Here is a 24,212-nt window from a genome sequence, read left to right as displayed (position 1 = left end):
GGGCCGCCTTTTCATTCGGCATGGGGAGTTTCCATTGCCTTGAGCTATGTTGGAAATCGCGAAAATATTGAGCTACCATCCAAGCCATGGATAGCAAACGCCTCGACCTGAACCTGCTGATCACCCTGGAAGCGTTGCTGGTCGAGCAGAACGTGACCAAGGCGGCCGCGCGCCTGCACCTCAGTCAACCGGCGGTAAGTGCCCAGCTCAATCGCCTCAGGCATGTGTTCGACGACCCGCTGCTCATTCCCGTGCAGCGGGGGATGACGCCGACCGCCAAGGCGATCGAACTGCTCGGCCCATTGCGCCATGCCCTTGATCACGTCCGCGCAACCGTGGCCACGAACCGAAACTTCGACCCATCAAAGGCCCGGTTGACGGTCACCATCGCCTGCACGGACTATCTGCAGGCAGCGATCATCAGACCGCTTGTCATGAAACTCAGGACGAGTGCGCCCGGGGTGCGTGTGGCGATGCGCAATCTTGATTTGCCGCAACTGGAAGCACAGATGGGGCGCGGCGATGTCGACCTGGCGCTGATGACGCCGCAGGCCGCGCCGCCAAGTCTTCGCACGAGGCACCTGTTCGACGATCGCTATGTGCTGATCGGGCGTCGTGACCATCCGCAGCTGCAGGATCGGATCACGGTCAAGGAATATGCTCGAATGGAGCACGTGATCGTGTCCCTGATCGGAGGTGATTTCATCACCCCGGTTGACACCGCCATGGCGGCGCTTGGACACAGTCGCAACGTCGTGCTGTCGGCGGCTTCATTCCTGCTCGTTCCCGAGATCGTGGCTCGGTCTGACTTTGTGGCGCTGGTCCCCGAACAGCTGGTCCACGACCGAACCGACGAGTTGAAGCTGATCGATTGCCCGTTTCCCGTGGAAGGGTTCGCGGTGGGCATGGTGTGGCACGAGCGCGGTCACGGACATAGCGGCCAACGCTGGATTCGGGAGGCCATTGTCTCGATGATCAACGCTTGGACCAGCGAGCGCGGTAGTGTTGCCGCGAACGCCGGCCACCGGTGACGATGGAGGGACCAATCGTTTTCGTGAATTCCTAAAAGCGCGTCGCGTCGAAACGGATACATGCGACGCGCTTTAGGCTTTTGTTTTTATGCATGTCGTTGTCCCAAAACCGAGGTCACTTTTGGGCGACATGTATTAAACTGCATCCTTCATTTGTGAGCGATGCTTATCGGCCCCGGTGGGATCAGTGATCCATCGCCTTGACGATTTCCTCGGTCATCTTCTTGGCGTCCCCGAGCAGCATCATGGTGCCGTCCTTGTAGAACAGCGTGTTGTCGATGCCGGCATAGCCGGAACCGAGCGAACGCTTGACGAACAGGCAGGTGCGGGCCTTGTCGACGTCGAGGATCGGCATGCCGTAGATCGGCGACGACTTGTCGTCGCGAGCGGACGGGTTGGTGACGTCGTTGGCGCCGATGACATAGGCGACGTCGGCCTGCGCGAATTCGGAGTTGATGTCCTCGAGCTCGAACACCTCGTCATAGGGCACGTTGGCTTCGGCCAGCAGCACGTTCATGTGGCCGGGCATGCGGCCGGCGACCGGATGGATAGCGTATTTCACATCGACGCCATTGGCTTTCAGCTTGTCGGCCATTTCGCGCAGCGCATGCTGCGCCTGGGCGACCGCCATGCCGTAGCCCGGCACGATGATGACCTTCTGCGCGTTCATCATCAAATAGGCGGCGTCGTCGGCCGAGCCCTGCTTGACCGTGCGCTCGATGCCGTCATCGGCCACTGCCGCGGTCTCGCCGCCGAAGCCACCGAGGATGACCGAGATGAACGACCGGTTCATGCCTTTGCACATGATGTAGGACAGAATCGCGCCGGACGAGCCGACCAGCGCGCCGGTGATGATCAGCGCCAGATTGCCGAGCGTGAAGCCGAGCGCGGCTGCCGCCCAGCCGGAATAAGAATTCAGCATCGAGACGACGACCGGCATGTCGGCGCCGCCGATCGGGATGATGAGCAGGACGCCGAGCAGCAGCGACGCGGCGACGATCAGCCAGAACACCAGCTTCGCCTCGGTGATAACCAGCAGCACGATCAGCACGATCAGCGCGATCCCGAGCACGGCGTTGATGACATGGCGGCCGCCGATCATGATCGGCTTGCCCGACATGCGGCCATCGAGCTTCAGGAAGGCGATGACCGAGCCGGTGAAGGTGATGGCGCCGATGGCGACGCCAAGGCTCATCTCGATCAGCGCCTGGGCGTGGATGTCGCCACTGGTGCCGATGCCAAAGCTTTCCGGCGCGTAGATGGCGGCAGCGGCCACCATGACGGCGGCGAGGCCGACCAGCGAGTGGAAAGCGGCGACCAGCTGCGGCATTGAGGTCATGGCGATGCGGCGCGCGGTGACGGCGCCAACGCCGCCGCCGATGGCCAGACCAAGCACGATCAGGCCGAAGCCGGGGGCCGAAGGCACGGCCAGAGCAAGCGTGGTGGCAATGGCGATGCCCATGCCGATCATGCCGTACAGATTGCCCTGGCGGCTGGTGGTCGGATGCGACAGGCCGCGCAGCGCCATGATGAACAGGACGCCGGAGACCAGATAGAGGAAGGACGCGAAGTTGGCGTTCATGGCGCTCTACTTGTCCTTCTTCTTGTACATCGCCAGCATGCGCTGGGTGACCAGGAAGCCGCCGAAGATGTTGACCGAGACCAGCATCAGCGCGACGAAGCCGAAACCGGTGGCAATGCCCGAGGCCGAGATGCCGACAGCCAGCAGCGCGCCGACGACGATGACCGAGGAGATGGCGTTGGTGACGGCCATCAGCGGCGTGTGCAGTGCCGGGGTCACCGACCAGACAACGTAATAGCCGACGAAGATCGCCAGCACGAAGATGGCAAAGCGGAAGACGAAGGGATCGATGGCCCCGCCCGATAGCGCGTGCGCGGCGTTGCCGGCGGCCTCGGCGCCGGCTGGCGCATTGGCGAGATCCTGCACCGCGAGGCGGACAGCGGCAGTGGCTTGATCGAGCTGGTCGAGGGCTTTCTGCAGGGCGTCCATCACGCGGTCCCTTTCGACTTAGACGAGGGCGACTTGGCAGCGGCAGGCTTCTTCGCCGCTGCCTTCTTCGGCGCCGGTTTGGCGTCAGCGATCATGATTGTCGCGGGAATGGCCGCCGGCTCGGTGCGCGGCGCCTCGGTCGCCTTGGCGAAGTTCGGATGCACGACTTGGCCAGCATCGGTGAGCATGGTCGCCTTTACCAACTCGTCGTCGCGCTTGATCGAAAGCTGCTTGGTCGCCTTGTCGACCAGCGTCTCGACGAAGGCGAACAGGTTGCGGGCGTAGAGCAGCGAGGCCGATGCAGCAACGCGGCCGGGAACGTTGAGATGACCAACGATTTTCACGTCATTGGCCGTGGTCACCACCTGACCTGGGACCGCGCCCTCGACATTGCCGCCGCGCTCGACGGCGAGGTCGACGATCACCGAGCCCGGCTTCATCGAGGCTACCATCGCCGCCGACACCAGTTTCGGCGCCGGACGGCCGGGGATCAGCGCCGTGGTGATGACGATGTCCTGCTTGGCGATGTGCTCAGCGGTGAGCGCTGCCTGCTTGGCCTGATATTCCTTAGACATTTCCTTGGCATAGCCGCCGGCGGTCTCGGCCGCCTTGAACTCCTCGTCCTCGACGGCGAGGAATTTTGCGCCGAGCGAGGCGACCTGTTCCTTGGCGGCGGGGCGAACGTCGGTGGCGGTGACGACTGCACCCAGCCGGCGCGCTGTGGCGATCGCCTGCAGGCCGGCGACGCCGACACCCATGATGAAGATTTTTGCGGCCGGCACGGTGCCCGCCGCCGTCATCATCATCGGCAGCGCCCGGTCATACTCCGATGCGCCATCGATCACCGCCTGATAGCCGGCAAGGTTGGCCTGCGAGGACAGCACGTCCATCGACTGGGCGCGGGTGATGCGTGGCATGAACTCCATCGAGAAGGCGGTGACGCCGGCCTTGGCTAGGGCCGCGACCGCAGCGTCATTGCCATAGGGATCCATGATGGCGATGACCGCAGCACCCGATTTGTAGCCCTTCAGCTCGGCATCCGTCGGCCGGCGCACCTTCAGCACCACATCGGCCTTGCCGGCGTCCGCGGCCTTGCCGATCGCCGCGCCCGCCTTGGCGAACTCGTCATCGGGAATGCGCGACCTGGCGCCGGCGCCGGCCTCGACAACGACGTCGAACCCCAACGCCGCAAGTCGCTTCACCGTATCGGGCGAAGCAGCAACACGCGGCTCGTTAGCGTCGAGCTCACGAGGGATGAAAACCGTCTGTCCCACCGCATGATCCTTTCGGCTGGAACCTTACTTTCCGCACGGCGGCAGCCGGCTCTCCGGCGGCGCCGTGGACAAAAAGCTGGAAAATCTATCGGAGAATGAAGGCGCCGGCAGCCAGGATCAGCACGAACAGGATGGTCGCCGAGAAGAAGCCGCCCGCAAAGAAGCCGAATGCCATCGCGATGAGAAGGCCAAGGCAGAAAAGCGAACCGTATTTGGCCAGTGCCAGGAAGCCATGATAGGTCCGGTCGTGTTCGGTATAGTCCATCTTCGCGCCCAGTTCGACAGGACCGGTCGGCGTGTGATCAGCCATAGGAATACCCCTTCGAAGACATCTTTGAGGCACATAGCGAAAAGCCGGGCCAAGAGCAATGGCGCTATTGCCGCACGACCAGTGACAACAGCCTCAAAGGAATGTTGAAAGCGCTGTCATCGTGGGCGCGCCGCCGCCTGTTTCGCCCCATCCCTGGCGATGCAGGGAACGGTCCGACGTTTGATGGTATCGTTCAACGCCCTAGCGTTTGTCCTATGGCAGTTCCGACCGGAAAACCGCTAGGCTCCTCCTCGAATTGCCGTTGACGATTTGCTGGACGGATGAAGCGCCATGATCTCGCTGACACGGACATTTGACTGGTATGGCACTGGCATTGCCTGGGGCACGACCGGTTCCGGCTCGCCGCTGGTGCTGGTGCACGGCACGCCGTTTTCCTCGCATGTCTGGCATAGGGTCGCGCCCGAGTTGGCTCGCGATTACACGCTCTATTTCTATGATCTTCCCGGCTACGGTCGCTCGGAAAAACGGGAAGGCCAGGACGTTTCGCTAGGCATTCAGAATAAGGCGCTGGCGGCAATGCTAGCCTTCTGGAAGCTCGATCGGCCGAAGGTCATTGCCCATGATTTCGGCGGCGCCACGGCCTTGCGCGCGCACCTGATCGACGGTTGCGACTATGAGCGGCTGCTGCTGATCGACCCGGTTGCGGTGCGACCCTGGGGCTCGCCCTTTGTCCAGTATGTCCGGCAACATGAGGCCGCTTTCGCCGGCATGCCGGACTACATCCAGGCGGCGATCCTGAAAGCATACATTGCGGGCGCCGCACACAGGCCTTTATCCGACAGCGACCTGGGACCCTACATCGCGCCATGGACCGGGCCTGTGGGCCAGTCGGCTTTCTATCGGCAGATCGCCCAGATGGATCAGCGTTACACTGACGAAATCGAACCGCTTTTCCGTACATTCCGCTGCCCGGTGTCGTTGTTGTGGGGCGAGGAAGACCGCTGGATATCGCCCCGCAGCGGCGAGACGCTCTCAGCCATGCTTCCGGATTGCGCCTTGACGCTGGTTCCGGGCTCCGGCCATCTCATGCAGGAAGATGCACCGGAAGCGATCGTGGCCGCAGCCCTACGCTTCTTCGCCGTCTGACAGCTTCCTTCAGCCGGCGAGATGCGGGAACAGTCCGAGCAGTCCGACGACGATCAGATACAGCGCGACGATGTAGTTGAGGAGCCGCGGCATCACCAGGATCAGCACGCCGGCGATCAGCGAGATCAGCGGGGTGAGCGCGAGCGAGTGGATGGTCATGTCGGCATCCTTTCACGTGAACAATTCGCAGGAACCGCCTTTCAGGCAGGGCTACGGCAGCACCACGGACGCGGCGCCGCCGCCACGAGCGATAACGACGAAGCCACCGGAAAGGTCCATGGCGCGAGAATGAACATCCGTTCAGGCGGCGTCGCGGTAGTATTTCGCTGTTGGCATAATGGACAAAGGTGTCAGCCGGTTGATAGCCGGATTGCCAAACATCAGCCTTTGCTCCGTCGCTGTCGATCTGAAGAACGGCAACCGGTCGAGTATCCGTTGAACATTCTCTTCATTGCCGGGAATTTCGAACAATGCGAGCGGAGGGAGAACGCCCGGAAACACCTTGCCCCCGGTCCTCTGCGTGGCTCTGAAGAAGCGGGAATAAAAAGCGGAATGCTCCAACTTAATCGGGATAAACATCGCGGTCTGGCGAAAATAACAGTAGGCCGCCATGCAAATCCTGAGCGTCAGGAAAGGCAGCACTCCGGGCGCCGGCGCGCTGTCGGGATCTGTCGCGAAGCGGGTTCCGTCGATGAATGTTTCCCCGCGGGCAAGCCGGGGAAGCAATACTTCGGGATAAGCGTCGATCGAAGGCGAGTATGGCTGGTCACTGGAAATATAGTGGAGGCGCACTGTACTGACCAATTCGCCGTAGCAGTAGACACCGAACCGATAGGAATTGGGCAGATCGTCCCAGCGATCCTCGAACATGCCGCTGGCGATCGGGCCGCACATACCTGAGCGCAGATAGGACTTATAGCGGAGTCGGTAGATCGCCTCCAGATCTTCGCCCCCGGTAATGAGACGATATTCGACATGATCCAGCAATTGCATCATAGATCGGTTGAGCGCCGAGTCTATCCTCGCGCTGGCCTCAACCGACGCACTCTTCCTCGCAGTATCCATTGCCAGTCCTCGAAATTCCGCCTGGAAGTAGGCTATTCGAGTTGAAATGAGACACAAGCTGAAAATTCAACATTGCTTATTTACCGCTTGTTAACCTTAATGACCGCGGTCGTTCACCGATCTTGGACACGAAAAAGCAAATGGCGCAGCCGGTGTTTGCCTGATCCGGCCTGGCGGCGGTCATCGAAATTATTCTGAAGTCAGATCTTGAAAGCGCCAAGACGTTAGCGGGTTTGGACGACGCCTGAGCGGTTGTCATTTCGTCAAGTGAACAATGCTCTGTGTTTTTAAATGCAATTCCAGGTGGAGAACCGCTCACACTTTTGCTGGAATTGCTTTGCTCAGACGCAATTCCGGACGGAAAACCGCTTCACACTTTTCCTGGAATTGCTTTTGCTCAGACGCGATCCCAAACGGAAAACCGCTTCACACTTTTCCTGGAATTGCGTTTAGCTGGCTGTCCGTTTGCCGGCGATATGCAGGTCAGCGGCAAACGGCCATGTGACGCTCGACATCGTCTCGATGCCCGACGCGCTGAGCGCGGCGCCGAACAGGAAGCCCTGCACGAAGTCTGGCTTGACCAAATGGACCAGCGTCTTCAACTGCTCGAAGGTCTCGACCCCTTCGATGGTGACCGAAAGGCCCAATGTCCGGGACAGGCCGACGATGCCCTTCAGAAGGTCGAGCGACTGCCGGTTCTGGTTCACATCGACCAGGAAAGAGCGGTCGATCTTGATCTTGTCGAGCGGCAGCTTGTGCAGATAGCTGAGACTGGAGTAGCCGGTCCCGAAATCGTCAAGCGCGATGCGCGCGCCGAGCGCCTTCAATTCCTCGATCGACTCGCGCGTCAGCGACTTGTCGTCGAGCAGGGCGGTCTCGGTGACCTCGATTTCGAGCCGGTGCGCCGCAAGGCCCGACTTGGCCAAGGCATCCCTGACTTTCTCGACGATATCGCGAGTGCGGAAATCCTTGGCCGAAAGGTTGACCGACACGCTGGTCTGGGCCGGCCATTTGGCGCATTCGGCGCACGCGGCCTCCAGTACGAAAGTGCTTATGTCGGAAACGATACCCATCTCCTCGGCCAGGGGGATGAAGACACTGGGTGAGATAGGGCCGAGATCGGGGTGGTCCCAACGGCAGAGTGCCTCGCAGCTGGCGATGCGCATGGTGTTTACAGCCACGATCGGCTGATAGACGACGCGCAATTCCCTGGCCTGCACGGCGTTGCGCAGATCGGCCTTCATCAGCTGGCGATTGCGGAAGGCGGCGTCCATGGCCGCCTCGAACAGCCTCCAGCTGTTCTTGCCGAGCTCCTTGGCCTTGTAGAGGGCAAGGTCGGCCTTGACGATCATGGCATCAACGTCGGTGTCCTTGACCTTGGACAGCACCGCGCCGCCGCTGGCCTGGATGCGCAAGCCGTGGCCGGCGACGTCCACCTCACCCTGCAGGTCCGCGAATACATGGTCGAGGAGGGTGCTGAGATGGCTCTCGTCATCCACACGGTCGAAGAAGATCATGAACTCGTCGCCGCCGAAGCGGCTGACCGTGATGCCCGGTCCGGCAATCGCCGCGAGACGCTCGGCCACGGCGTAGATCAACCCGTCGCCGACAGGATGGCCGAGGGTGTCGTTGACGCTCTTGAAGTCGTCGAGATCGAGCACCGCCAGACCGCAGAGCCGCTCCTGCTCGCCGGAGGCCATGGCCTCACGGACAAGTTCGTGGAAATAGGCGCGGTTCGGCAGGCCGGTCAGACTGTCGTAGCGCGCCATGAAGCGGATCTTTTCCTCCGCCTCGACGCGGGCCGTCACGTCCTCGAAGGTGATGACGCCCAGTTCATGGCTGCCTTCACGGGCGGAGAATTCGTAATGCTGGCCGTTGGCGAGCGAGACCAGCACCTTGCGGTCGCGGCCTTCGCGCAGGGCGCGCGTCAGTTGCGCCTCGATGTAGCGGCAGTCCTTCGGGGCCAGCATGCCGCCAGCAACGCCGCGCATCAAGAGGCCGTGGATCGACCGCCCCAGTAGCGTGCCCGGCGATTTCAATGACATCAAATGTGCTGCCTCGGCGTTGGCGACGACCACCTTCCCGTTCGAGTCGAGCATGACAAGGCCATGCGACATCGTATTTAGCGCCCGATCGAACCTTTGCGCCAACTCCTTCGCCTGCCTGTGACCGATGACCGCCGAGAACAGAACGTCGCGGACATGGTCGGCGCTGCTGATGGTGACGATGGTCGTCGGAATGATCATCAGCCCGAGGACGAAGTCGGGGACGTCCATGCGCAGGAAGAGCGCAAGTGCTGCTGGCCCGATGAGGGTCACGGAAAAAATCTGCACCATGCGCCTGGATCCGTAGCTTCGGCCGACAACCGTGAGCAGGGTGGTCAATGCCAACGACACAGACGCCAGTTCGGCGAAGGCATCGGGACGCAGGTAGATCGACACGAAACACAACGACCCCAACGCGAGGCCCTGCGCACTGCCTTTGAGAATGTAACCGCGTTCCCACGCCTCTGCCTTTTCGACAGTGGGTATAGGGCTGCCTCCCCTGTGGAAGCTGCGGATGCTGAAGTAACGCCAAAGGCTGATCGACAACAGCAGGAAGGCGAAGCCAAGATACAGCGGATCGTGCGTCCGCAGGTAGATCGTCAATCCGAGGATGCAGTAGCATACGCCGCCGACCACCAGCATGTAGGCGTTGTCGGACAACGCCCGCACAAACTGGATATAAACATCCGCCGGGATGTCTTCGGTCTTTGCTCTGTCCATACCGTTGGCCCAACGCTAAGCCTTGTCATGCCACACCCGCCTTAAGAAAGGCTTAGAACAGGGGCTTTGGCCCGTTTGCCGAGGGCAGGCAAATGCAGTACAGATTGGGAAATCAAGCTTCAGGTAAACAAGGCGTGTCGATCACTCCGCGGCCTGAAGTTCAGGCCGCGCCGGCGTATTGGCCAGCCGCTCGACAAGCCTTTTGCGCTCGCCATCGGCCTTTTCGGCGTTGGCCTGCCTGACATGGCCGTAGCCGCGAATGAGCGCCGGCACCGAGGCCAGCGCCACGGCGGCCTCGATCCTGCCCGGTGCAAGTGCCGCCGCGACAAGCTCGAGGTCGGCCTCATAGTGGGCCAGAAGCTGTCGCTCCATGCGTCGCTCGGCGCTGTAGCCGAACACATCGAAAGCCGTGCCGCGCAGGCCCTTCAGCGCCGCCAGCAGGCGAAAACCCTTCATCATCCACGGGCCGAAGTTCGATTTCCTCGGCTTGCCGTCATTGCCGCGCCTGCCCATGATGGGTGGCGCCAGATGAAATTCGAGTTTTTCGTAGCTCTGGAACTGCTTTGACAGTTCCGTTGCGAAGGAGCCGTCCGTGTAGAGCCGTGCCACCTCATATTCGTCCTTGATCGCCATCAGCTTGAACAGGTTTTTGGCCGCCGCTTCGGTCACCGCGGTCGAGCCGGGCACGGCCTTTGCCTCGGCGGCACGCAAAACCGCCAGCTTTTCGGCATAGCGCCGGCCATAGGCGGCGTTCTGATAGGCGGTGAGGAACGCGACACGGCGAGTGATCACATCGTCCAGCGTCTCGGCGATCGGCGCGGCCTTGCCGGGCTGGGCAATGAGGCCGCGCACGAACTCCGGCTGATGCGCGGCGCGCCGGCCCCAGCGGAATGCGGCGATATTCATCGCCACCGCTTCGCCGTTCAATTCGATAGCCTTTTCAACGGCTTCGGCCGACAGCGGCAACCCGCCATGCTGAAAAGCGAAGCCGAGCATGAACATGTTGGCGCCGAGCGAATTGCCGAACAATTGCGTGGCGGTGCGCGTCGCGTCGAAGAAATGCGCCTTGCCGTCGCCGGCGGCAGCGCGGATCGCCTTCTTCAGCCGCTCGATCGGCAGCGAGAAATCCGCCGAGCGGGCGAATTCGCCGGGCATGATCTCGGCGGTGTTGGCGAGGAAGATGGTATGGCCTTCGCGCACGGCACCCAGCACCTTCTTGGCGCCGGACACGACGAGGTCGCAGCCCAGCACCAGGTCGGCCTTGCCTGCCGAAACGCGGATGGCATGGATATCGTCCGGGGTGCGGGCGATGCGGACATGGGTGAACACCGAACCGCCCTTCTGGGCGAGGCCGGCCATGTCGATCATGCCGCAGCCCTTGTCCTCGAGATGGGCGGCCATGCCGAGTACCGCGCCGATGGTGACGACGCCGGTGCCGCCGACGCCGTCGATGATCGCCGCCCAGCCCTCGCTGCCGAGCGGGAATTCAGCCGGGACCGGCACGCCATCGAGCGGATCGGTCCGCCCGGCAATGCCTTCCGCCTTGCGGATCTTGGCGCCGTGGACGGTGACGAAGGACGGGCAGAAGCCGTTGACGCAGGAGAAATCCTTGTTGCAGCTCGACTGGTCTATTCTGCGCTTGCGGCCGAACTCGGTCTCGACCGGCTGGATCGAGACGCAGTTCGACTGCACGCCGCAATCGCCGCAGCCCTCGCAGACCAGCTCGTTGATGAACACCCGCTTGTCCGGATCCGGAAAGGTGCCACGCTTGCGGCGGCGGCGTTTTTCGGCCGCACAGGTCTGGTCGTAGAGCAGCACCGAAACGCCTTTGACGTCGCGCAGCTGGCGCTGGACGAGATCGAGGTCGTCGCGATGATGGATGGTGGCATTGGCCGGGAATTCGGCTTTGCCTGCATATTTGTCCGGTTCGTCGGTGACGATGGCGATGCGCTCGACACCTTCGGCGCGCACTTGCCTGGCGATCATGTCCACCGTCAGGCCACCTTCATGCGGCTGGCCGCCGGTCATGGCGACGGCGTCGTTGTAGAGGATCTTGTAGGTGATGTTGGCGTCGGTCGACAGCGCGAAGCGGATCGCCAGCGTGCCGGAGTGGTTGTAGGTGCCGTCGCCGAGATTCTGGAAGATGTGGTCGCGCTTGGAGAACGGCGCCTGGCCCACCCATTGCGCGCCTTCGCCGCCCATGGCGGTGAAGCCGACCGTGTTGCGATCCATCCACAGCGCCATGAAATGGCAACCGATGCCCGCGGCGGCAATCGAGCCGTCGGGCACCTTGGTCGAGGAATTGTGCGGGCAGCCGGAGCAGAAGAACGGCGTGCGCGAACCGATATCGCTGGTGTCGGCGAGCATCGCCTGGAACTGGCGCAGCTTCGCCACCTTCGCGGCGATCTCTTCCGAGGGACCGATGGTGCGCAGAATCCGCTCGCCCAGCGCAATGGCGATCTCGTTGGGGTCGAGCGCGCCCTTGGCCGGGAACAGCCAGTCGCCGCGCTCGTCCTTCTTGCCGACGATGGCCGGCTGGGTGGCGGTGCCATAGAGGTTTTCGCGCAGCTGCACCTCGATCAGCGAGCGCTTCTCCTCGACGACGACGATGGTGTCGAGGCCGCGGGCGAATTCGGAGATATGCTGCAGGTCGAGCGGCCACGGACAGCCGACTTTGAACAGGCGGATGCCGATGCGGTTGGCGGCTGCCTCGTCGACGCCGATGTCTTCCAGCGCCTGGCGGACGTCGAGATAGCTCTTGCCCAGCGTGATGATGCCGAGCTTCGGGCTGCGGCCGCCGGAATAGACGATGCGGTTCAGTCCGTTGGCGTGGATGAAGGCGGACGCGGCGGCACGCTTGTGCTCATGCAGCCGCTCCTCCTGGCCGAGCATGTCGATCTCATGGCGGATGTTGAGCCCGCCGGGCGGCATGTCGAACTCCGGTACGACGATGTTCAGCCGTTCGAGCGCGGCATCGACGGAGGACGTCGATTCGATGTTGTCCTTGACGCATTTGATCGCCGCCCATGTGCCGGCAAAACGCGACATGGCAAAGCCGTAGAGACCGTAGTCGATGATCTCCTGGACACCGGCCGGGTTGAGGATCGGCACCATAGTGTCGACGAACAGGAATTCGGTGGCGTGCGCATTGGTCGAGGATTCGGCCATGTGGTCGTCGCCCATCAGCGCAAGCACCCCGCCATGCTTCGACGATCCCGCGAGGTTGGCGTGGCGGAAAACGTCGCCTGACCGGTCAACGCCCGGTCCCTTGCCGTACCAGACCGAAAACACCCCGTCATGCGTGCCTTCGCCCAGCAATTCCGTTTGCTGCGAGCCCCAGCAGGCGGTGGCGGCAAGCTCCTCGTTGAGGCCGGGCTGGAAGACGATATCGGCCTGCGCCAGCTGCTTTTTCGCCCGCCAGAGCTGCATGTCCAGGCCGCCGAGCGGCGAGCCGCGGTAGCCGGAAACGAAGCCAGCCGTGTTGAGGCCTGCGCGGCGGTCGCGCTCGCGCTGCATCAACAGCATGCGGATGACCGCCTGCGCGCCCGACAGGAAGATGCGCTCCTTGCCAAGATCGAACTTGTCGTCGAGCGCGACGTCGTGCAGCGTCATCAGGCATTTCCTCTGCGGAGGCTGCGCGGGGGCAGGCAGCCAACGTAGGAGTGAGATGGCGCAGTCTTTCTCCGCTTGCAAGGCAGGTCAAACGAAATCGAAAGTGCCAGGCAAGGCGCAACGAACGATCCGCCGGGATTGCGTTTCAGCACGAAACCGATCCGCAGCGGTTGTCCGGCGACCGAAAATTTCTACTCAGTCGCGTCGGGCAAAACGCGTCAGCCTTTCGAGCAATCCGGCTTGGGCTCGCCCGGCAGCTTGCCGTCAGGGTGGCCGGCAAGGTCGGGATTGGCCGTATAGAGCTGATCGACCACCAGCGGCCGGTCGGGCAGGATCGACTGGTCCTCCGTCGAGATCAGCGTGGTGTCGATCTTCTGCAGGAATGTGCCGTCAGGACCCCTGATGCTGATGGAGATCGCATAAGGCTTGTCCTTGACGATGCAGGTCAGCGCCGGGCTCTCCAGGCTGACTTTGTCGAGCTTCGGCCAGACCTTCTGCTCGACCACCAGGGGAGGGCCGCCGGCGGGGTTCTGGAAGCTGGCGACCGCAACCTGGCCCTCGCCCATCGGCTGCAGGGGCCGCAGCGTCACGATATAGGTCGCCCGGGCGAGACGGTAGTTGAAGACGACGACCTTGCCGGAAACTTCGAACAGCTTGCCATCGCCGCCGGTGTCGCGGCAGGCGCCGAGCACAGCGGCGGCAGTGAGTGCTGCGCCGACAAGGATCGAACGAAAAAAAACCCTAGGCATTGTTGACCTCTTGAGCCGCCGTGCGGCGGCGATAGTGACGGCTTGCTTTCTGGCGGTTGCCGCACACCGCCATATCGCACCAGAGGCGGCTGGAATTGCGGCTTCTGTCGACGAACAGCCAGCTGCAATTGGGACAGATCCTGAGCCTGGCAACCATATTGTCGCGCAGCAGCGACAAGGCTGAAACCGCCAGGGCCGCCTCAAAGGCGATCGGTGTCGCCGGATCGCCGAACGGCTTGCCCGGGCCACCGATCTCGGCCGGGCTCTGATCGAGTCCGCTGGCGCAGGCCTTGAGAAAAGGGGCGAGGTCGCCGGCGGCAAGTACACCTTTCGACACCGCGCCGCGAAACAGGCGGTCGGTCGTCTCACGGATCGACAGCACCACCGGCGCGATCCTGTTCGGTGAGGCAGCCTCCAGCCGCCTGCCGCCAAGCTCGGCGCCGCGAAAGCCGCTGGCGGCCTCGGCAAAGCGCGCGATCTCGGCCGGATCGGCAAACCGGTCGAAGGTTTTTTCGGGATCGTTGCGCAGCACCACGGTGTTGGCCGTGTCGAGCGCAAGCATGCCGCCGGTGAAGCGATGCGGGGTCCAGGATACAGTCATATCAGAAATCTAACCGATAAATCGCGTTTGACAAGTTAGATTCCACGATGCAAACCTTGGCCCGGGCGGCCTCCGCCGCCCGGAAGGCTGTCTATGCTCTATTTCTTCCAGCAGGTGCTGAACGGGCTGCATTCAGGCGCGCTCTATGCGCTGCTCGCCTTTGGCTACGTGCTGACCAACGGCATCCTGCACCGGACCAATCTCGCCTATGGCGCGCTGTTCGCCTTTTGCGGCCAGACGATGATCCTGACCGTGGCCTTCGGCTATCAGGTGCTGTGGCTGACCTTGCTGGCGGCGGTGGTGCTCGGCGTCGTCACCGCTTTCCTCTATGCCGCGCTGATCAGCCATGTGCTGTCGCGCAGTGTCTTCGAACCGCTTGCCGACCGAACGCCCAATGCGATCGTGGTGACGACCCTCGGCATCCTGCTGGTGCTGTCGGAAGCAAGCCGCATTGCCGCCGATACGCATGACTGGTGGCTGCCGCCAATGCTGGCGCAACCCATTGTTTTTGCTCAGGACGCCAGCTTCAAGGCGACGCTGACTCTCATCCAGCTCATCGACTGCGCGATTGTTCTGGCGGCAATCATGCTCGCTGCATGGGCGTTTGCCCGCTCGGGTTTCGGTCGCCGCTGGCGCGCCGTCTCCGACGATCCCCGCGCTGCAGCCTTGTGCGGTGTGGATGTGCGCAGGGTGTTCCGGCATGCGGTGCTGTTCAGCGGTTTCTGCGCCGCGCTGGCCGGCGTCATGGCCGGCCTTTACTACGGCAATGTCAGCTTCGGCTCCGGCCTCGTCTATGGGCTCAAAATCCTGTTTGTCACGGCAGTGGGCGGCTATCTCTCACCGCCGCGGGCTGCGCTCGGTGCGGCCGCCTTCGGCATGGCGGAGTCGTTATGGGCCGGCTATTTCCCGATCGAATGGCGCGATGGCTGGATGTATCTGTTCCTGGTCGCAGCTCTCGTGCTGATCGGTCCCAGCCGCGACCAGCAGAAGATCGCCTGATCGCCGCATCCGGCATCAGACTTTGGTTGCGTGACGCAGCAGCCGGCCGGCACTTTATCCCCTGCCTCAAGTCACAACGGCGTTGATCGCGCCCCTGCCATGTTGACCCGCCGGACCACGCACGGCATACCGTTGAGCCACAGCGGCGCGACGGAAAATAAGGGGAGCCGGCGCGCCTTCGGCACAAGGGAGGAATGCATGGCAGGGCTGCTCGCTCTATCCAGAACGATTGACCGTATGAACGAGTTCATCGGCAGATGGATATCGTGGCTGATCCTCCTGGCAATCCTGGTCAGCGCCGCCAATGCCGTCATCCGCAAGATGTTCGACATCTCGTCCAATGCCTGGCTGGAACTGCAGTGGTACCTGTTCGGCGCCGCCTTCATGCTGGCCGCCGCCTACACGCTGAAGCAGAACGACCATATCCGCATCGACATCGTCTACGGCATGTTCTCACGCCGTATACAGCACTGGATCGACCTTCTCGGTCATATCTTCTTCCTGATGCCGTTCGTGACGCTGATGGTGATCTATTTCGTCCCCTATGTGTCGCTGTCCTTCCGCAGCGGCGAAATGTCGAACAATTCCGGCGGCCTGATCATCTGGCCAGCAAAGGCGATCCTGCTCGTCGGCTTCTTCCTGCTGGCGCTGCAAGGCATTTCCGAGATCATCAAGAAGATCGCCATCATGCGCGGCGACATGGACGATCCCAACCCATTCATATCGGTGCATGAACAGGCGGAACTCGAGGCGAAGGCACTCGCCGAGGAAGCCAAGGCGCTCGCCCAGGAGGCGCGCCCATGATCGAGTTCATCGCCCAGAACATGGCGCCGATCATGTTCGCTTCGCTGATCATCTTCCTGTTGATCGGCTATCCCGTCGCTTTCTCGCTCGCCGCAAACGGCCTGCTGTTCTTCTTCATCGGCGTCGTGCTGTCGCCCTATTCCGGCGGCTCGATCAATCTCGCCTGGCCGCTGTTGCACGCGCTGCCTGACAATTTCTACGGCAGCCGGGTGATGTCGAACGACACGCTGCTGGCCATTCCGTTCTTTACCTTCATGGGCCTCGTGCTCGAGCGATCCGGCATGGCCGAAGACCTGCTCGACACGATCGGCCAGCTGTTCGGGCCGGTCCGCGGCGGCCTCGCCTACGCCGTGATCTTCGTCGGCGCGCTGCTTGCCGCCACCACCGGCGTGGTGGCGGCATCGGTCATCGCCATGGGGCTGATCTCGCTGCCGATCATGCTGCGCTACGGCTATGACCGCAGGCTGGCTTCAGGCGTCATCGCCGCGTCGGGCACGCTCGCCCAGATCATCCCGCCATCGCTGGTGCTGATCGTGCTGGCCGACCAGCTCGGCCGCTCGGTCGGCGACATGTATGCCGGCGCACTGATCCCCGGTCTCGTGCTGACCGGCCTCTACTCGCTTTACATCCTGATCGTGTCGATCGTCCGGCCGAAGATGATGCCGGCGCTGCCGCTGGAGGCCCGCACGCTCGGCCACGGCGTGCTGTCGCTGCTGGCGGCGCTGGTGGTGACGGTCGCCGTCTCCTATGCCGCCTACCGCTATCTTGAGCCGGCGCATGGCGACAATGCCGACATTCTCGGCGCCACTGTCGGCGTGCTCTTCATCTACATCGTGGCAATCGCCGACAAGCGGTTGAACGTCAACATGATGTCCCGGCTGGCGCAGCAGGTGGTTATCGTGCTGATCCCGCCGCTGGCGCTGATCTTCCTGGTGCTGGGCACCATCTTCCTCGGCATCGCCACGCCGACCGAAGGCGGCGCCATGGGCTCCGTCGGCGCCCTGATCATGGCGGCGGCCAAGGGACGGCTGTCGCTGGACGTGATCAAGCAGGCGCTGACCTCGACGACCCGCCTGTCGTCCTTCGTGCTGTTCATCCTGATCGGCGCGCGGGTGTTTTCGCTGACCTTCTACGGCGTCAACGGCCACATCTGGGTCGAACATCTGTTGACGTCGCTGCCGGGCGGCGAAGTCGGCTTCCTGATCGGCGTCAACATACTGGTCTTCGTGCTCGCCTTCTTCCTCGACTTCTTCGAGCTTGCCTTCATCATCGTGCCGCTGCTGGCGCCCGCCGCCGACAAGCTCGGCATCGACCTGATCTGGTTCGGCGTGCTTCTGGGCGTCAACATGCAGACTTCCTTCATGCACCCGCCCTTCGGCTTCGCGCTGTTCTACCTGCGTTCGGTCGCCGCCCGCGTGCCCTATCTCGACCGCCTGACCGGCAAGCAGATCGCGCCGGTCACCACCGGCCAGATCTATTGGGGCGCGGTGCCGTTCGTCTGCATCCAGGTGATCATGATCGGGCTGACCATCGCCTTCCCGCAGATGGTCATGCACTACAAGGGCGCGGCGGTTGACCCCGGCACGATCGAGATCAAGTTGCCGGACATGCCGGGCCTTGCGCCTCTCGGCACACCCCCGCCAGCCGACGGCGGCGCATCACCCGCGGCGCCATCGTCGAACGATTTGTCGCAGCCACCGAACTTCGGCGAGACGCCGCCCGCCAAGCCGGCGGCGCCGGCGACCGACCTGTCGCAGCCGCCGAACTTTAACTGATGGCTAGAGCGTTTCGCCGTTTAGCGGAAACGGCGAAACGCTCTATCTCTTTGTTTTGACGCAATTCCGGACGGAAAACCGCTTACACTTTTCCTGGAATTGCTCTGAGTGAGGACGTCATGAGAGCTGTGCGCCTGGAAGCCGTGGGCAACATTGCGCTGCGGGAAGTGGACAAGCCCCTTGCGGGACCGCAGGATGTTCTGGTGCGCATCGAAGCTTGCGGTGTTTGCGGCACCGACCGTCATCTCCTCCACGGCGAATTCCCTTCGAGCCCGCCGGTTACACTTGGTCACGAATTCTGCGGCATCGTCGAGGCTGTCGGAGAAGCGGTTTCGGGCATCGCCGTGGGCGACCGCGTCACCGGCGATCCCAACATCTCCTGCGGGCGCTGCAGTCATTGCCGGGCGGGCCGCGTCAATTTGTGCAACAATCTCAGGGCCATCGGCATCCATCGCGACGGTGGCTTCGCCGACTATGTCGTGATGCCGCAGAGCCAGGCGTTTCTTCTGCCTGCGAACCTGAAGCCAACCCATGGCGCCTTCTGCGAGCCACTGGCGTGCTGCCTGCACGCTGTCGACCTCGCCGGCATCAGACCCGGCGCATCGGTGGTGGTGCTCGGCGGCGGCGTTATCGGCCTGCTTACCGTGCAATTGGTGAGGCTCGCAGGAGCGTCGACAATCATCCTGTCGACGCGGCAGGCCTCCCGCCGGGCGCTCGCGCAAGAGCTCGGCGCAACGGCGACGGTCGATCCGAGTACCGTTGATCCGATCGAGGCGATCACTGGGCCAGCCGGCCTTGTGCCCGGTGGGGTCGACGTGGTGCTCGAATGCGCGGGTGTCCCCGATACCGTCGAACAATCGATGCGGCTGGCGAAGTCGGGCGGTACGGTGGTGATTGTCGGCGTGATGCCGCAAGGCATGAAGGTGCCCTTCGAACCGTTCGACCTCTTGTTTCGCGAACTGAAGGTTCTTGGCTCGTTCATCAACCCCTTCACCCACAGGCGGGCGGCGGACCTTGTCGCGTCCGGAGCAATCGAGATCGACAAGCTCATATCGAGGCAGGTCGGCCTGGAGGAAGCCCCCTCGGTGATCGCCAATCCGGCCGCGCCAGGTGAGGTCAAGGTGCTGGTTGTGCCGGGCAAGGGTTGAAGGTGCGGCCCTCCATCCTGCAACGTTGGCGAGTGGCGAAACCGGCGATGACAGCGCCCCTCTCCCCGTCACTATACGGGGAGAGGATGCCGGCAGGCAGGTGAGGGGCAGCATAAACGATTGGAAAGATAAGGTATAATTTCGGGGCGCGCCTTACGCCCAGGGCGATCAATCGCCGAAGCCTGCGCCGCCCCTCATCCCCCTGCCGGGACCTTCTCCCCGTATAGCGACGGGGAGAAGGGGCTAATCCCCGCCTACAGCTTGCCGTTGCGCTGCTGTACCATCATGAAGGTGTCGTAATTGTACTCGGCCACCTGCGCCCAGAGATAGTGCTCCTTGCGGAAGCCCTTGATCGAGTCCCAGATCTTCTTGAACGGTGCGTTGCTGGCTTCCATTTCGGCGTAGACTTCATTGGCCTTCTCGAAACAGGCGGCCATGATGTCCTGGCTGAACGGGCGCAGTTTCGCGCCGCCGGCCACCAGCCGCTTCACCGCTGCAGGATTGAGATAGTCGTATTTCTGCAGCATGTTGGCGTCTGCCGCCTGCGCGGCGGTGTGCACCAGCGACTTGTAGGCCGGCGAAAGTTCTTCGTATTTCGCCTTGTTGAACAAGAGATGGACGGTCGGGCCGCCTTCCCACCAGCCGGGATAGTAGTAGTAGGGCGCGACCTTGTAGAAGCCGAGCTTCTCGTCGTCGTAGGGGCCGACCCATTCGGCGGCGTCGATCGTGCCCTTTTCCAGCGCCGGATAGATGTCGCCACCGGCGATCTGCTGCGGCACGACGCCGAGCTTCGAGACAACTTTGCCGGCAAAGCCACCGATGCGCATCTTGAGGCCGGAAAGGTCGGCGACGGTGTTGATCTCCTTGCGGAACCAGCCGCCCATCTGCACGCCGGTGTTGCCGCCGGGCAGGCCGAACAGGCCTTGCGTGGCGAGAAACTCGTTGAACAGGTCGATGCCGCCGCCATGATAGTGCCAGGCGTTCATGCCACGCGCGTTGAGCGAGAACGGCACCGCCGCACCCAGCGCCCATGTCGGGTCCTTGCCCCAGTAATAGTATGACACCGTGTGGCAGGCCTCGACGGTACCGGCCGTGGTGGCGTCGGCGGCCTGCAGGCCGGGCACGAGTTCGCCGGAGGCAAATACCTGGACCTGGAAATTGCCGTCGGTCGCCTCCGACAGCATCTTGGAAAAGACTTCCGCGCCGCCATAGATCGTGTCGAGCGATTTCGGGAAGGATGACGCCAGCCGCCACGTCACTTTCGGATTGGACTGGGCGATTGCCGGCGCGGCAAGCGTGGCGGCAGCCGCCGCGGCGCCGACGCCGGTGACCCCTGCCTTGCGGATGAATGAACGACGATCCATGCAGTTCCTCCCTATTGGACCAACAAACCGATATCAGGGACATCTCCGCACGCCCCGGTATCGGTTTGGCCGAAACAATACACGGGCAAGGGGTCGAGTCCAGCATGGCAGCGGGATTTGACGGCGGCACCGGCGACAAATCCGCAGGCTTGGCGCCCGGCCTGCAACTATAGTCTAACGTTTATGGCGTGGCCTATGCGAGACAACGAAACTTGCCATGGAAAAGCGCCCTCGGATCGCCTATTTTACAGGCACAATAGCTATTCGCTTCGCGCCAAAAGGGAATCCGGACCCAAAATGCACCAGCCGCTCGTCGCCATCTCGACCGACGTCCGTCAGTTCGACAACTACACCTGGCATGCCGCCCCGCAGCAATATATCGAGGCGGCGCTTTCCGGCGCCGGCGTGTTCCCCCTGCTGGTGCCCTCCTTCGGCGACCGGCTCGATTTCGATGAGCTGTTGTCGTCGGTCGACGGCGTCATGGTCACCGGCTCGAAATCCAACGTGCATCCCTCGCTCTATGGCGGCGACGCCAGCGAGGCCAACGGCCCTTACGATCCGGCGCGCGATTCCACCACGCTGCCGCTGATCCGCAAGGCGATCGAGCGCGGCGTGCCGCTGCTCGCCATCTGCCGCGGCATCCAGGAGTTGAACGTGGCGCTGGGCGGCACGCTCGGCACCGAGATCCAGGAGCGCGATGGTTCGTTCGATCACCGCGCGCCGGTGAGCGACAACCAGGACGAACGTTTCGCCATTCACCAGACCATTTCGATCAAGCCCGGCAGCTGCCTGGCCGGCGTGTTCGGCGCCGGCGACATCAAGGTCAATTCTCTGCATCGCCAGGCGATCGACCGACTCGGCTCGAAACTGCAGGTCGAGGCTGTCGCCGGCGACGGCACGGTCGAGGCAGTGTCGGTGAAGGACGCCCGCGCCTTTGCCGTCGGCGTGCAGTGGCATCCCGAATATTGGGTCAAGTCGGACAGCAACTCGGCCAAGATTTTCCGCGCTTTCGGCGATGCGGTGCGCCTGCATGCGGCGGCGAAAGCCGGCGCGCGGGCTGCGGCCGAGTAATCGAGCGTATCAGTTGCCGGATTGATCTGGACTGTCGGTTGTCGCCAACGACAGCAGCGGCGAGGCCGGCGCGTAGGATTCGTAGCCATCGCCGTCGGCAACCGAGAAGGTGACGATCGGGTCGATGCCGTCGGCGCTGAAAGCCACCGTGCCGTCCTGCTCCTCGCGCCAGAACTTCGCCCGCTCGATGCCGGGCAGCAGCCGGCGGCAATTCGGCGCCACCGTCAACAGCGACAGGCCATCGTTGATCGCGGCGCCGCGGGTGACCGAGCAGTCGCCTTCATCGCCATTGGCGACCAGCCTGAAGCTGGTGGATGGCGTGACCTCGTCGGCAGCGCTTTGGCCAGCGCCACCGTGAAACAGCTGAACGCCGCCGAACAGCGCTGCGGCGGCGGTCAATACGGAAAGTGTCTTCATTCTGGTATTCATCCACGCATACGCATTGGATTAATAATCATTTCGAAGGGTTAAGCTGACGTTAATGAATGTGGCCGTCGCGCCCCGGCGTTAACCGGCCGCCTTCACATTCACCGTCTCCGGCACCGGCGTCAGCGGCCGGCGCTCGCTGAACCAGGACACCAGATTGTCGACGCACAGATCCGCCATGGCGCGGCGCGTGTGGTGCGAGGCCGAACCGACATGCGGCAACAGCGAGGTGTTGGGCGCTTCGAGCAAGGCCTTGGGCACGTTCGGTTCGTCGGCAAAGACATCGAGCCCGGCGGCGGCGATGGCGCCGTTGGCAAGGGCTGCCGCAAGAGCCGGCTCATCGACCGTGCTGCCGCGGCCGATGTTGACGAACACGCCATTGGCGCCAAGCGCCGCCAGGATTTCGGCATTGACCGCCTTCTCGGTGGAAGCACCGCCCGGCACCACGGAAATCAGCGTATCGACCGCTTCGGCAAGGCCTTTCAGCGTCGGGTGGTACTGGTAGGCGAGGCCTTCGACCTTGCGCCGGTTGTGGTAGGCGACCGGCAGCCCGAACGCTTCCAGCCTCCGCGCAATGGCCAGGCCGATGCGGCCCATGCCGAAAATGCCGACATGGCGGCCGCGCAAGGTCAGCCGGCTCAGCGGATAGTTGCCCTTCTTCACCCAGCTGCCGTCGCGCAGCCATTTCTCGGCCGTGTACAATTCACGCACGGTGTTGAGCAGAAGGCCGATCGTGGTGTCGGCGACCTCTTCGGTCAGAACATCGGGCGTGTTGGTGACCATGATGTTTTTCTTGGCCGCGTGAACGGCATCCACCGAATCATAGCCGACACCGAAGGAGGCGATGAGTTCGAGCTTGGGCAAAGCATCCATCAATGCCGCATTGACGCCGGCGAAGGAGGCAATGGCGCGCACGTCACGGCGCATTTCGTCGGTGACAAGTGCGGGATCGGCGCGTTCGATGTTGACCCGTCTGAAGGTGCGGTCGATGCGCTCGACCGCATGGTCGTTGAAATGCCCCGGCACCAGAACGGCGACGGAGTTCAATTGTTCGGCCTTGGTCATACACGCTCCACCGGCTTGCCGGTCGACTGGCGCACATGCAGTTCCGGCTTGATCAGTTCCTGCGACGGCCGTACCGCCTGTCCATTCAACTTGTCGAGCAGCGCGCTGGCGGCGCGGCGGCCGACCTCGCGCTGGCCGTTCCAGACGGTGGTGAGTGCCGGTGTCGCGATTGCCGCTTCCTCGAGATCGTCATAGCCGGTGACCGAGATATCGGCGCCCGGCACCAGGCCTGCGCGGGCAATGCCGTTCATCAGCCCGATGGCGACGAGATCATTCCAGCAGCAGGCGGCGGTTGGCTTGTCTTTCAGCGCCAAAAACTGTCCAGCCGCCTCGAACCCGCCCTGCTTGGTGCGAGGGCCGGCGATGCGCCAGGACGGCCTGACTTCGAGACCCGCCGCTTCCATGGCGTTGAGATAGCCCTGATAGCGGTCGCGCCCGGTCGAGGTCTGGTCGGTGCCGCCGATCATGGCGATGCGCTTGTGGCCGAGCGAGATCAGATGATTGGTGGCCAGCGCCGTGCCATAGGCATCGTCGCCACGGAACACCGGCACGTCGGCGCCTTCGACGGTGCGCGCGATCAGCACCGCCGGCAGGCCGTTTTCCTCGGCCATGACGATGTCGGAAGCCGGCGTGCCGATGGCCGGCGACATGATGACGCCGTCGGCGCCGAGCTGCAGCAGCGTGTCGATGAAGGTGCGCTGCTTTTCCAGCTGGTCGTAATGGTTGGAGAGGATGAAGGTCTGCCGGCTGCGGTCGAGTTCGCTTTCGATCGAGCGCAGGATCTCGGCAAAGAACGGGTTCATGATGTCATGGACGACGACGCCGACAATACCCGAACGCGAGGTGCGCAGTGAGGCAGCGCGGCGGTTGTAGATATAGCCGATGGCGCGCGCATGTTCCTTGATGCGGTCGCGCGTGGCGCCGGCGACCAGCGGGCTGTCGCGCAAGGCGAGGGAGACCGTGGCCGTGGACACGCCAAGCGCATCCGCGATCGTCGAAAGCTTGATCTTTTGTGCCAGCCCTTCGCTCCCCGAG

21 protein-coding genes are annotated in these 24,212 nt (G+C 63.0%); 7 read left to right on the top strand and 14 right to left on the bottom strand.

Annotation, left to right across the window (positions count from 1 at the left end):
* Positions 1–86 precede the first annotated feature (86 nt).
* Positions 87–1,031: a LysR family transcriptional regulator gene (locus FJV77_RS16740; RefSeq protein WP_142867890.1), complete on the top strand. Its 945-nt coding sequence runs from the start codon at positions 87–89 to the stop codon at positions 1,029–1,031.
* Positions 1,032–1,215: 184 nt separating this feature from the next.
* Here the strand turns inward: FJV77_RS16740 and FJV77_RS16735 are convergent, their stop codons facing one another.
* The 4 genes from FJV77_RS16735 to FJV77_RS16720 all read right to left on the bottom strand — a co-directional run bounded on the left by FJV77_RS16735 (position 1,216) and on the right by FJV77_RS16720 (position 4,626).
* Entirely contained in the window at positions 1,216–2,613 is a 1,398-nt protein-coding gene (locus tag FJV77_RS16735) for an NAD(P)(+) transhydrogenase (Re/Si-specific) subunit beta (RefSeq protein WP_142867889.1), read from the bottom strand.
* A gap of 6 nt (positions 2,614–2,619) precedes the next feature.
* Positions 2,620–3,042 (bottom strand): proton-translocating transhydrogenase family protein, encoded by a 423-nt coding sequence (locus FJV77_RS16730; protein ID WP_142867888.1) that lies wholly within the window; start codon positions 3,040–3,042, stop codon positions 2,620–2,622.
* On the bottom strand, positions 3,042–4,316 hold the full coding sequence (locus FJV77_RS16725) for a Re/Si-specific NAD(P)(+) transhydrogenase subunit alpha (protein ID WP_142867887.1): 1,275 nt from the start codon (positions 4,314–4,316) through the stop codon (positions 3,042–3,044). The genes FJV77_RS16730 and FJV77_RS16725 overlap by 1 nt, the downstream gene beginning before the upstream one ends.
* 85 nt (positions 4,317–4,401) lie before the next feature.
* Positions 4,402–4,626: an aa3-type cytochrome c oxidase subunit IV gene (locus FJV77_RS16720; protein WP_142867886.1), complete on the bottom strand. Its 225-nt coding sequence runs from the start codon at positions 4,624–4,626 to the stop codon at positions 4,402–4,404.
* Between the two features lie 291 nt (positions 4,627–4,917).
* Between FJV77_RS16720 and FJV77_RS16715 the strand changes: the two genes are divergently transcribed.
* Positions 4,918–5,733, top strand: coding sequence for an alpha/beta hydrolase (locus FJV77_RS16715; RefSeq protein WP_142867885.1), 816 nt, complete (start codon positions 4,918–4,920; stop codon positions 5,731–5,733).
* Positions 5,734–5,742: 9 nt separating this feature from the next.
* Here FJV77_RS16715 and FJV77_RS16710 read toward each other — a convergent pair whose 3' ends face one another.
* The 6 genes from FJV77_RS16710 to FJV77_RS16685 all read right to left on the bottom strand — a co-directional run bounded on the left by FJV77_RS16710 (position 5,743) and on the right by FJV77_RS16685 (position 14,525).
* On the bottom strand, positions 5,743–5,892 hold the full coding sequence (locus tag FJV77_RS16710) for a DUF3096 domain-containing protein (protein ID WP_023729728.1): 150 nt from the start codon (positions 5,890–5,892) through the stop codon (positions 5,743–5,745).
* 141 nt (positions 5,893–6,033) lie between these two features.
* Complete coding sequence (locus tag FJV77_RS16705) at positions 6,034–6,798, bottom strand: hypothetical protein (protein ID WP_142867884.1); 765 nt, start codon at positions 6,796–6,798, stop codon at positions 6,034–6,036.
* Between the two features lie 449 nt (positions 6,799–7,247).
* On the bottom strand, positions 7,248–9,563 hold the full coding sequence (locus FJV77_RS16700) for an EAL domain-containing protein (protein WP_142867883.1): 2,316 nt from the start codon (positions 9,561–9,563) through the stop codon (positions 7,248–7,250).
* A gap of 141 nt (positions 9,564–9,704) precedes the next feature.
* Positions 9,705–13,175, bottom strand: a complete 3,471-nt coding sequence (locus FJV77_RS16695) for an indolepyruvate ferredoxin oxidoreductase family protein (protein WP_142867882.1) — start codon at positions 13,173–13,175, stop codon at positions 9,705–9,707.
* A gap of 218 nt (positions 13,176–13,393) precedes the next feature.
* The gene (locus tag FJV77_RS16690; protein ID WP_142867881.1) at positions 13,394–13,924 is read right to left on the bottom strand and encodes a hypothetical protein; all 531 of its coding nucleotides are present in this window, start codon (positions 13,922–13,924) and stop codon (positions 13,394–13,396) included.
* Complete coding sequence (locus tag FJV77_RS16685) at positions 13,917–14,525, bottom strand: CGNR zinc finger domain-containing protein (RefSeq protein WP_142867880.1); 609 nt, start codon at positions 14,523–14,525, stop codon at positions 13,917–13,919. The genes FJV77_RS16690 and FJV77_RS16685 overlap by 8 nt, the downstream gene beginning before the upstream one ends.
* Positions 14,526–14,618: 93 nt before the next feature.
* Between FJV77_RS16685 and FJV77_RS16680 the strand changes: the two genes are divergently transcribed.
* The 4 genes from FJV77_RS16680 (at position 14,619) to FJV77_RS16665 (ending at position 19,251) form a co-directional block, all read left to right on the top strand.
* Positions 14,619–15,524 (top strand): branched-chain amino acid ABC transporter permease, encoded by a 906-nt coding sequence (locus FJV77_RS16680; RefSeq protein ID WP_142867879.1) that lies wholly within the window; start codon positions 14,619–14,621, stop codon positions 15,522–15,524.
* 198 nt (positions 15,525–15,722) lie between these two features.
* Positions 15,723–16,328 (top strand): TRAP transporter small permease subunit, encoded by a 606-nt coding sequence (locus FJV77_RS16675; protein ID WP_142867878.1) that lies wholly within the window; start codon positions 15,723–15,725, stop codon positions 16,326–16,328.
* The gene (locus tag FJV77_RS16670) at positions 16,325–18,103 is read left to right on the top strand and encodes a TRAP transporter large permease subunit (protein WP_142867877.1); all 1,779 of its coding nucleotides are present in this window, start codon (positions 16,325–16,327) and stop codon (positions 18,101–18,103) included. Before FJV77_RS16675 ends, FJV77_RS16670 begins: the two co-directional genes overlap by 4 nt.
* 119 nt (positions 18,104–18,222) lie before the next feature.
* Positions 18,223–19,251 (top strand): zinc-dependent alcohol dehydrogenase family protein, encoded by a 1,029-nt coding sequence (locus tag FJV77_RS16665; protein WP_142867876.1) that lies wholly within the window; start codon positions 18,223–18,225, stop codon positions 19,249–19,251.
* Positions 19,252–19,505: 254 nt separating this feature from the next.
* On the opposite strand, the gene FJV77_RS16655 is transcribed toward FJV77_RS16665, so the two are convergent.
* A complete protein-coding gene (locus FJV77_RS16655) occupies positions 19,506–20,615 on the bottom strand; it encodes a TRAP transporter substrate-binding protein (protein ID WP_142867874.1) in 1,110 nt (369 codons plus the stop codon).
* Positions 20,616–20,912: 297 nt separating this feature from the next.
* Between FJV77_RS16655 and FJV77_RS16650 the strand changes: the two genes are divergently transcribed.
* Positions 20,913–21,686 carry a gamma-glutamyl-gamma-aminobutyrate hydrolase family protein gene (locus tag FJV77_RS16650; RefSeq protein ID WP_142867873.1) on the top strand — a complete coding sequence of 258 codons (774 nt, stop codon included), beginning with the start codon at positions 20,913–20,915 and terminating at the stop codon, positions 21,684–21,686.
* 9 nt (positions 21,687–21,695) lie between these two features.
* On the opposite strand, the gene FJV77_RS16645 is transcribed toward FJV77_RS16650, so the two are convergent.
* The 3 genes from FJV77_RS16645 to FJV77_RS16635 all read right to left on the bottom strand — a co-directional run bounded on the left by FJV77_RS16645 (position 21,696) and on the right by FJV77_RS16635 (position 24,196).
* The gene (locus tag FJV77_RS16645; RefSeq protein WP_142867872.1) at positions 21,696–22,103 is read right to left on the bottom strand and encodes a hypothetical protein; all 408 of its coding nucleotides are present in this window, start codon (positions 22,101–22,103) and stop codon (positions 21,696–21,698) included.
* A 90-nt stretch (positions 22,104–22,193) separates the two neighbouring features.
* Entirely contained in the window at positions 22,194–23,177 is a 984-nt protein-coding gene (locus FJV77_RS16640; protein WP_142867871.1) for a 2-hydroxyacid dehydrogenase, read from the bottom strand.
* The gene (locus tag FJV77_RS16635) at positions 23,174–24,196 is read right to left on the bottom strand and encodes a LacI family DNA-binding transcriptional regulator (RefSeq protein ID WP_142867994.1); all 1,023 of its coding nucleotides are present in this window, start codon (positions 24,194–24,196) and stop codon (positions 23,174–23,176) included. The genes FJV77_RS16640 and FJV77_RS16635 overlap by 4 nt, the downstream gene beginning before the upstream one ends.
* Between the last annotated feature and the right edge of the window lie 16 nt (positions 24,197–24,212).

Source organism: Mesorhizobium sp. WSM4306, assembly GCF_007003975.1.
In the GTDB taxonomy this organism is placed as follows: Bacteria; Pseudomonadota; Alphaproteobacteria; order Rhizobiales; family Rhizobiaceae; genus Mesorhizobium.
The sequence above is the reverse complement of the archived record's forward strand: the minus strand, read 5'-3'. Positions and strand labels throughout refer to the sequence as shown.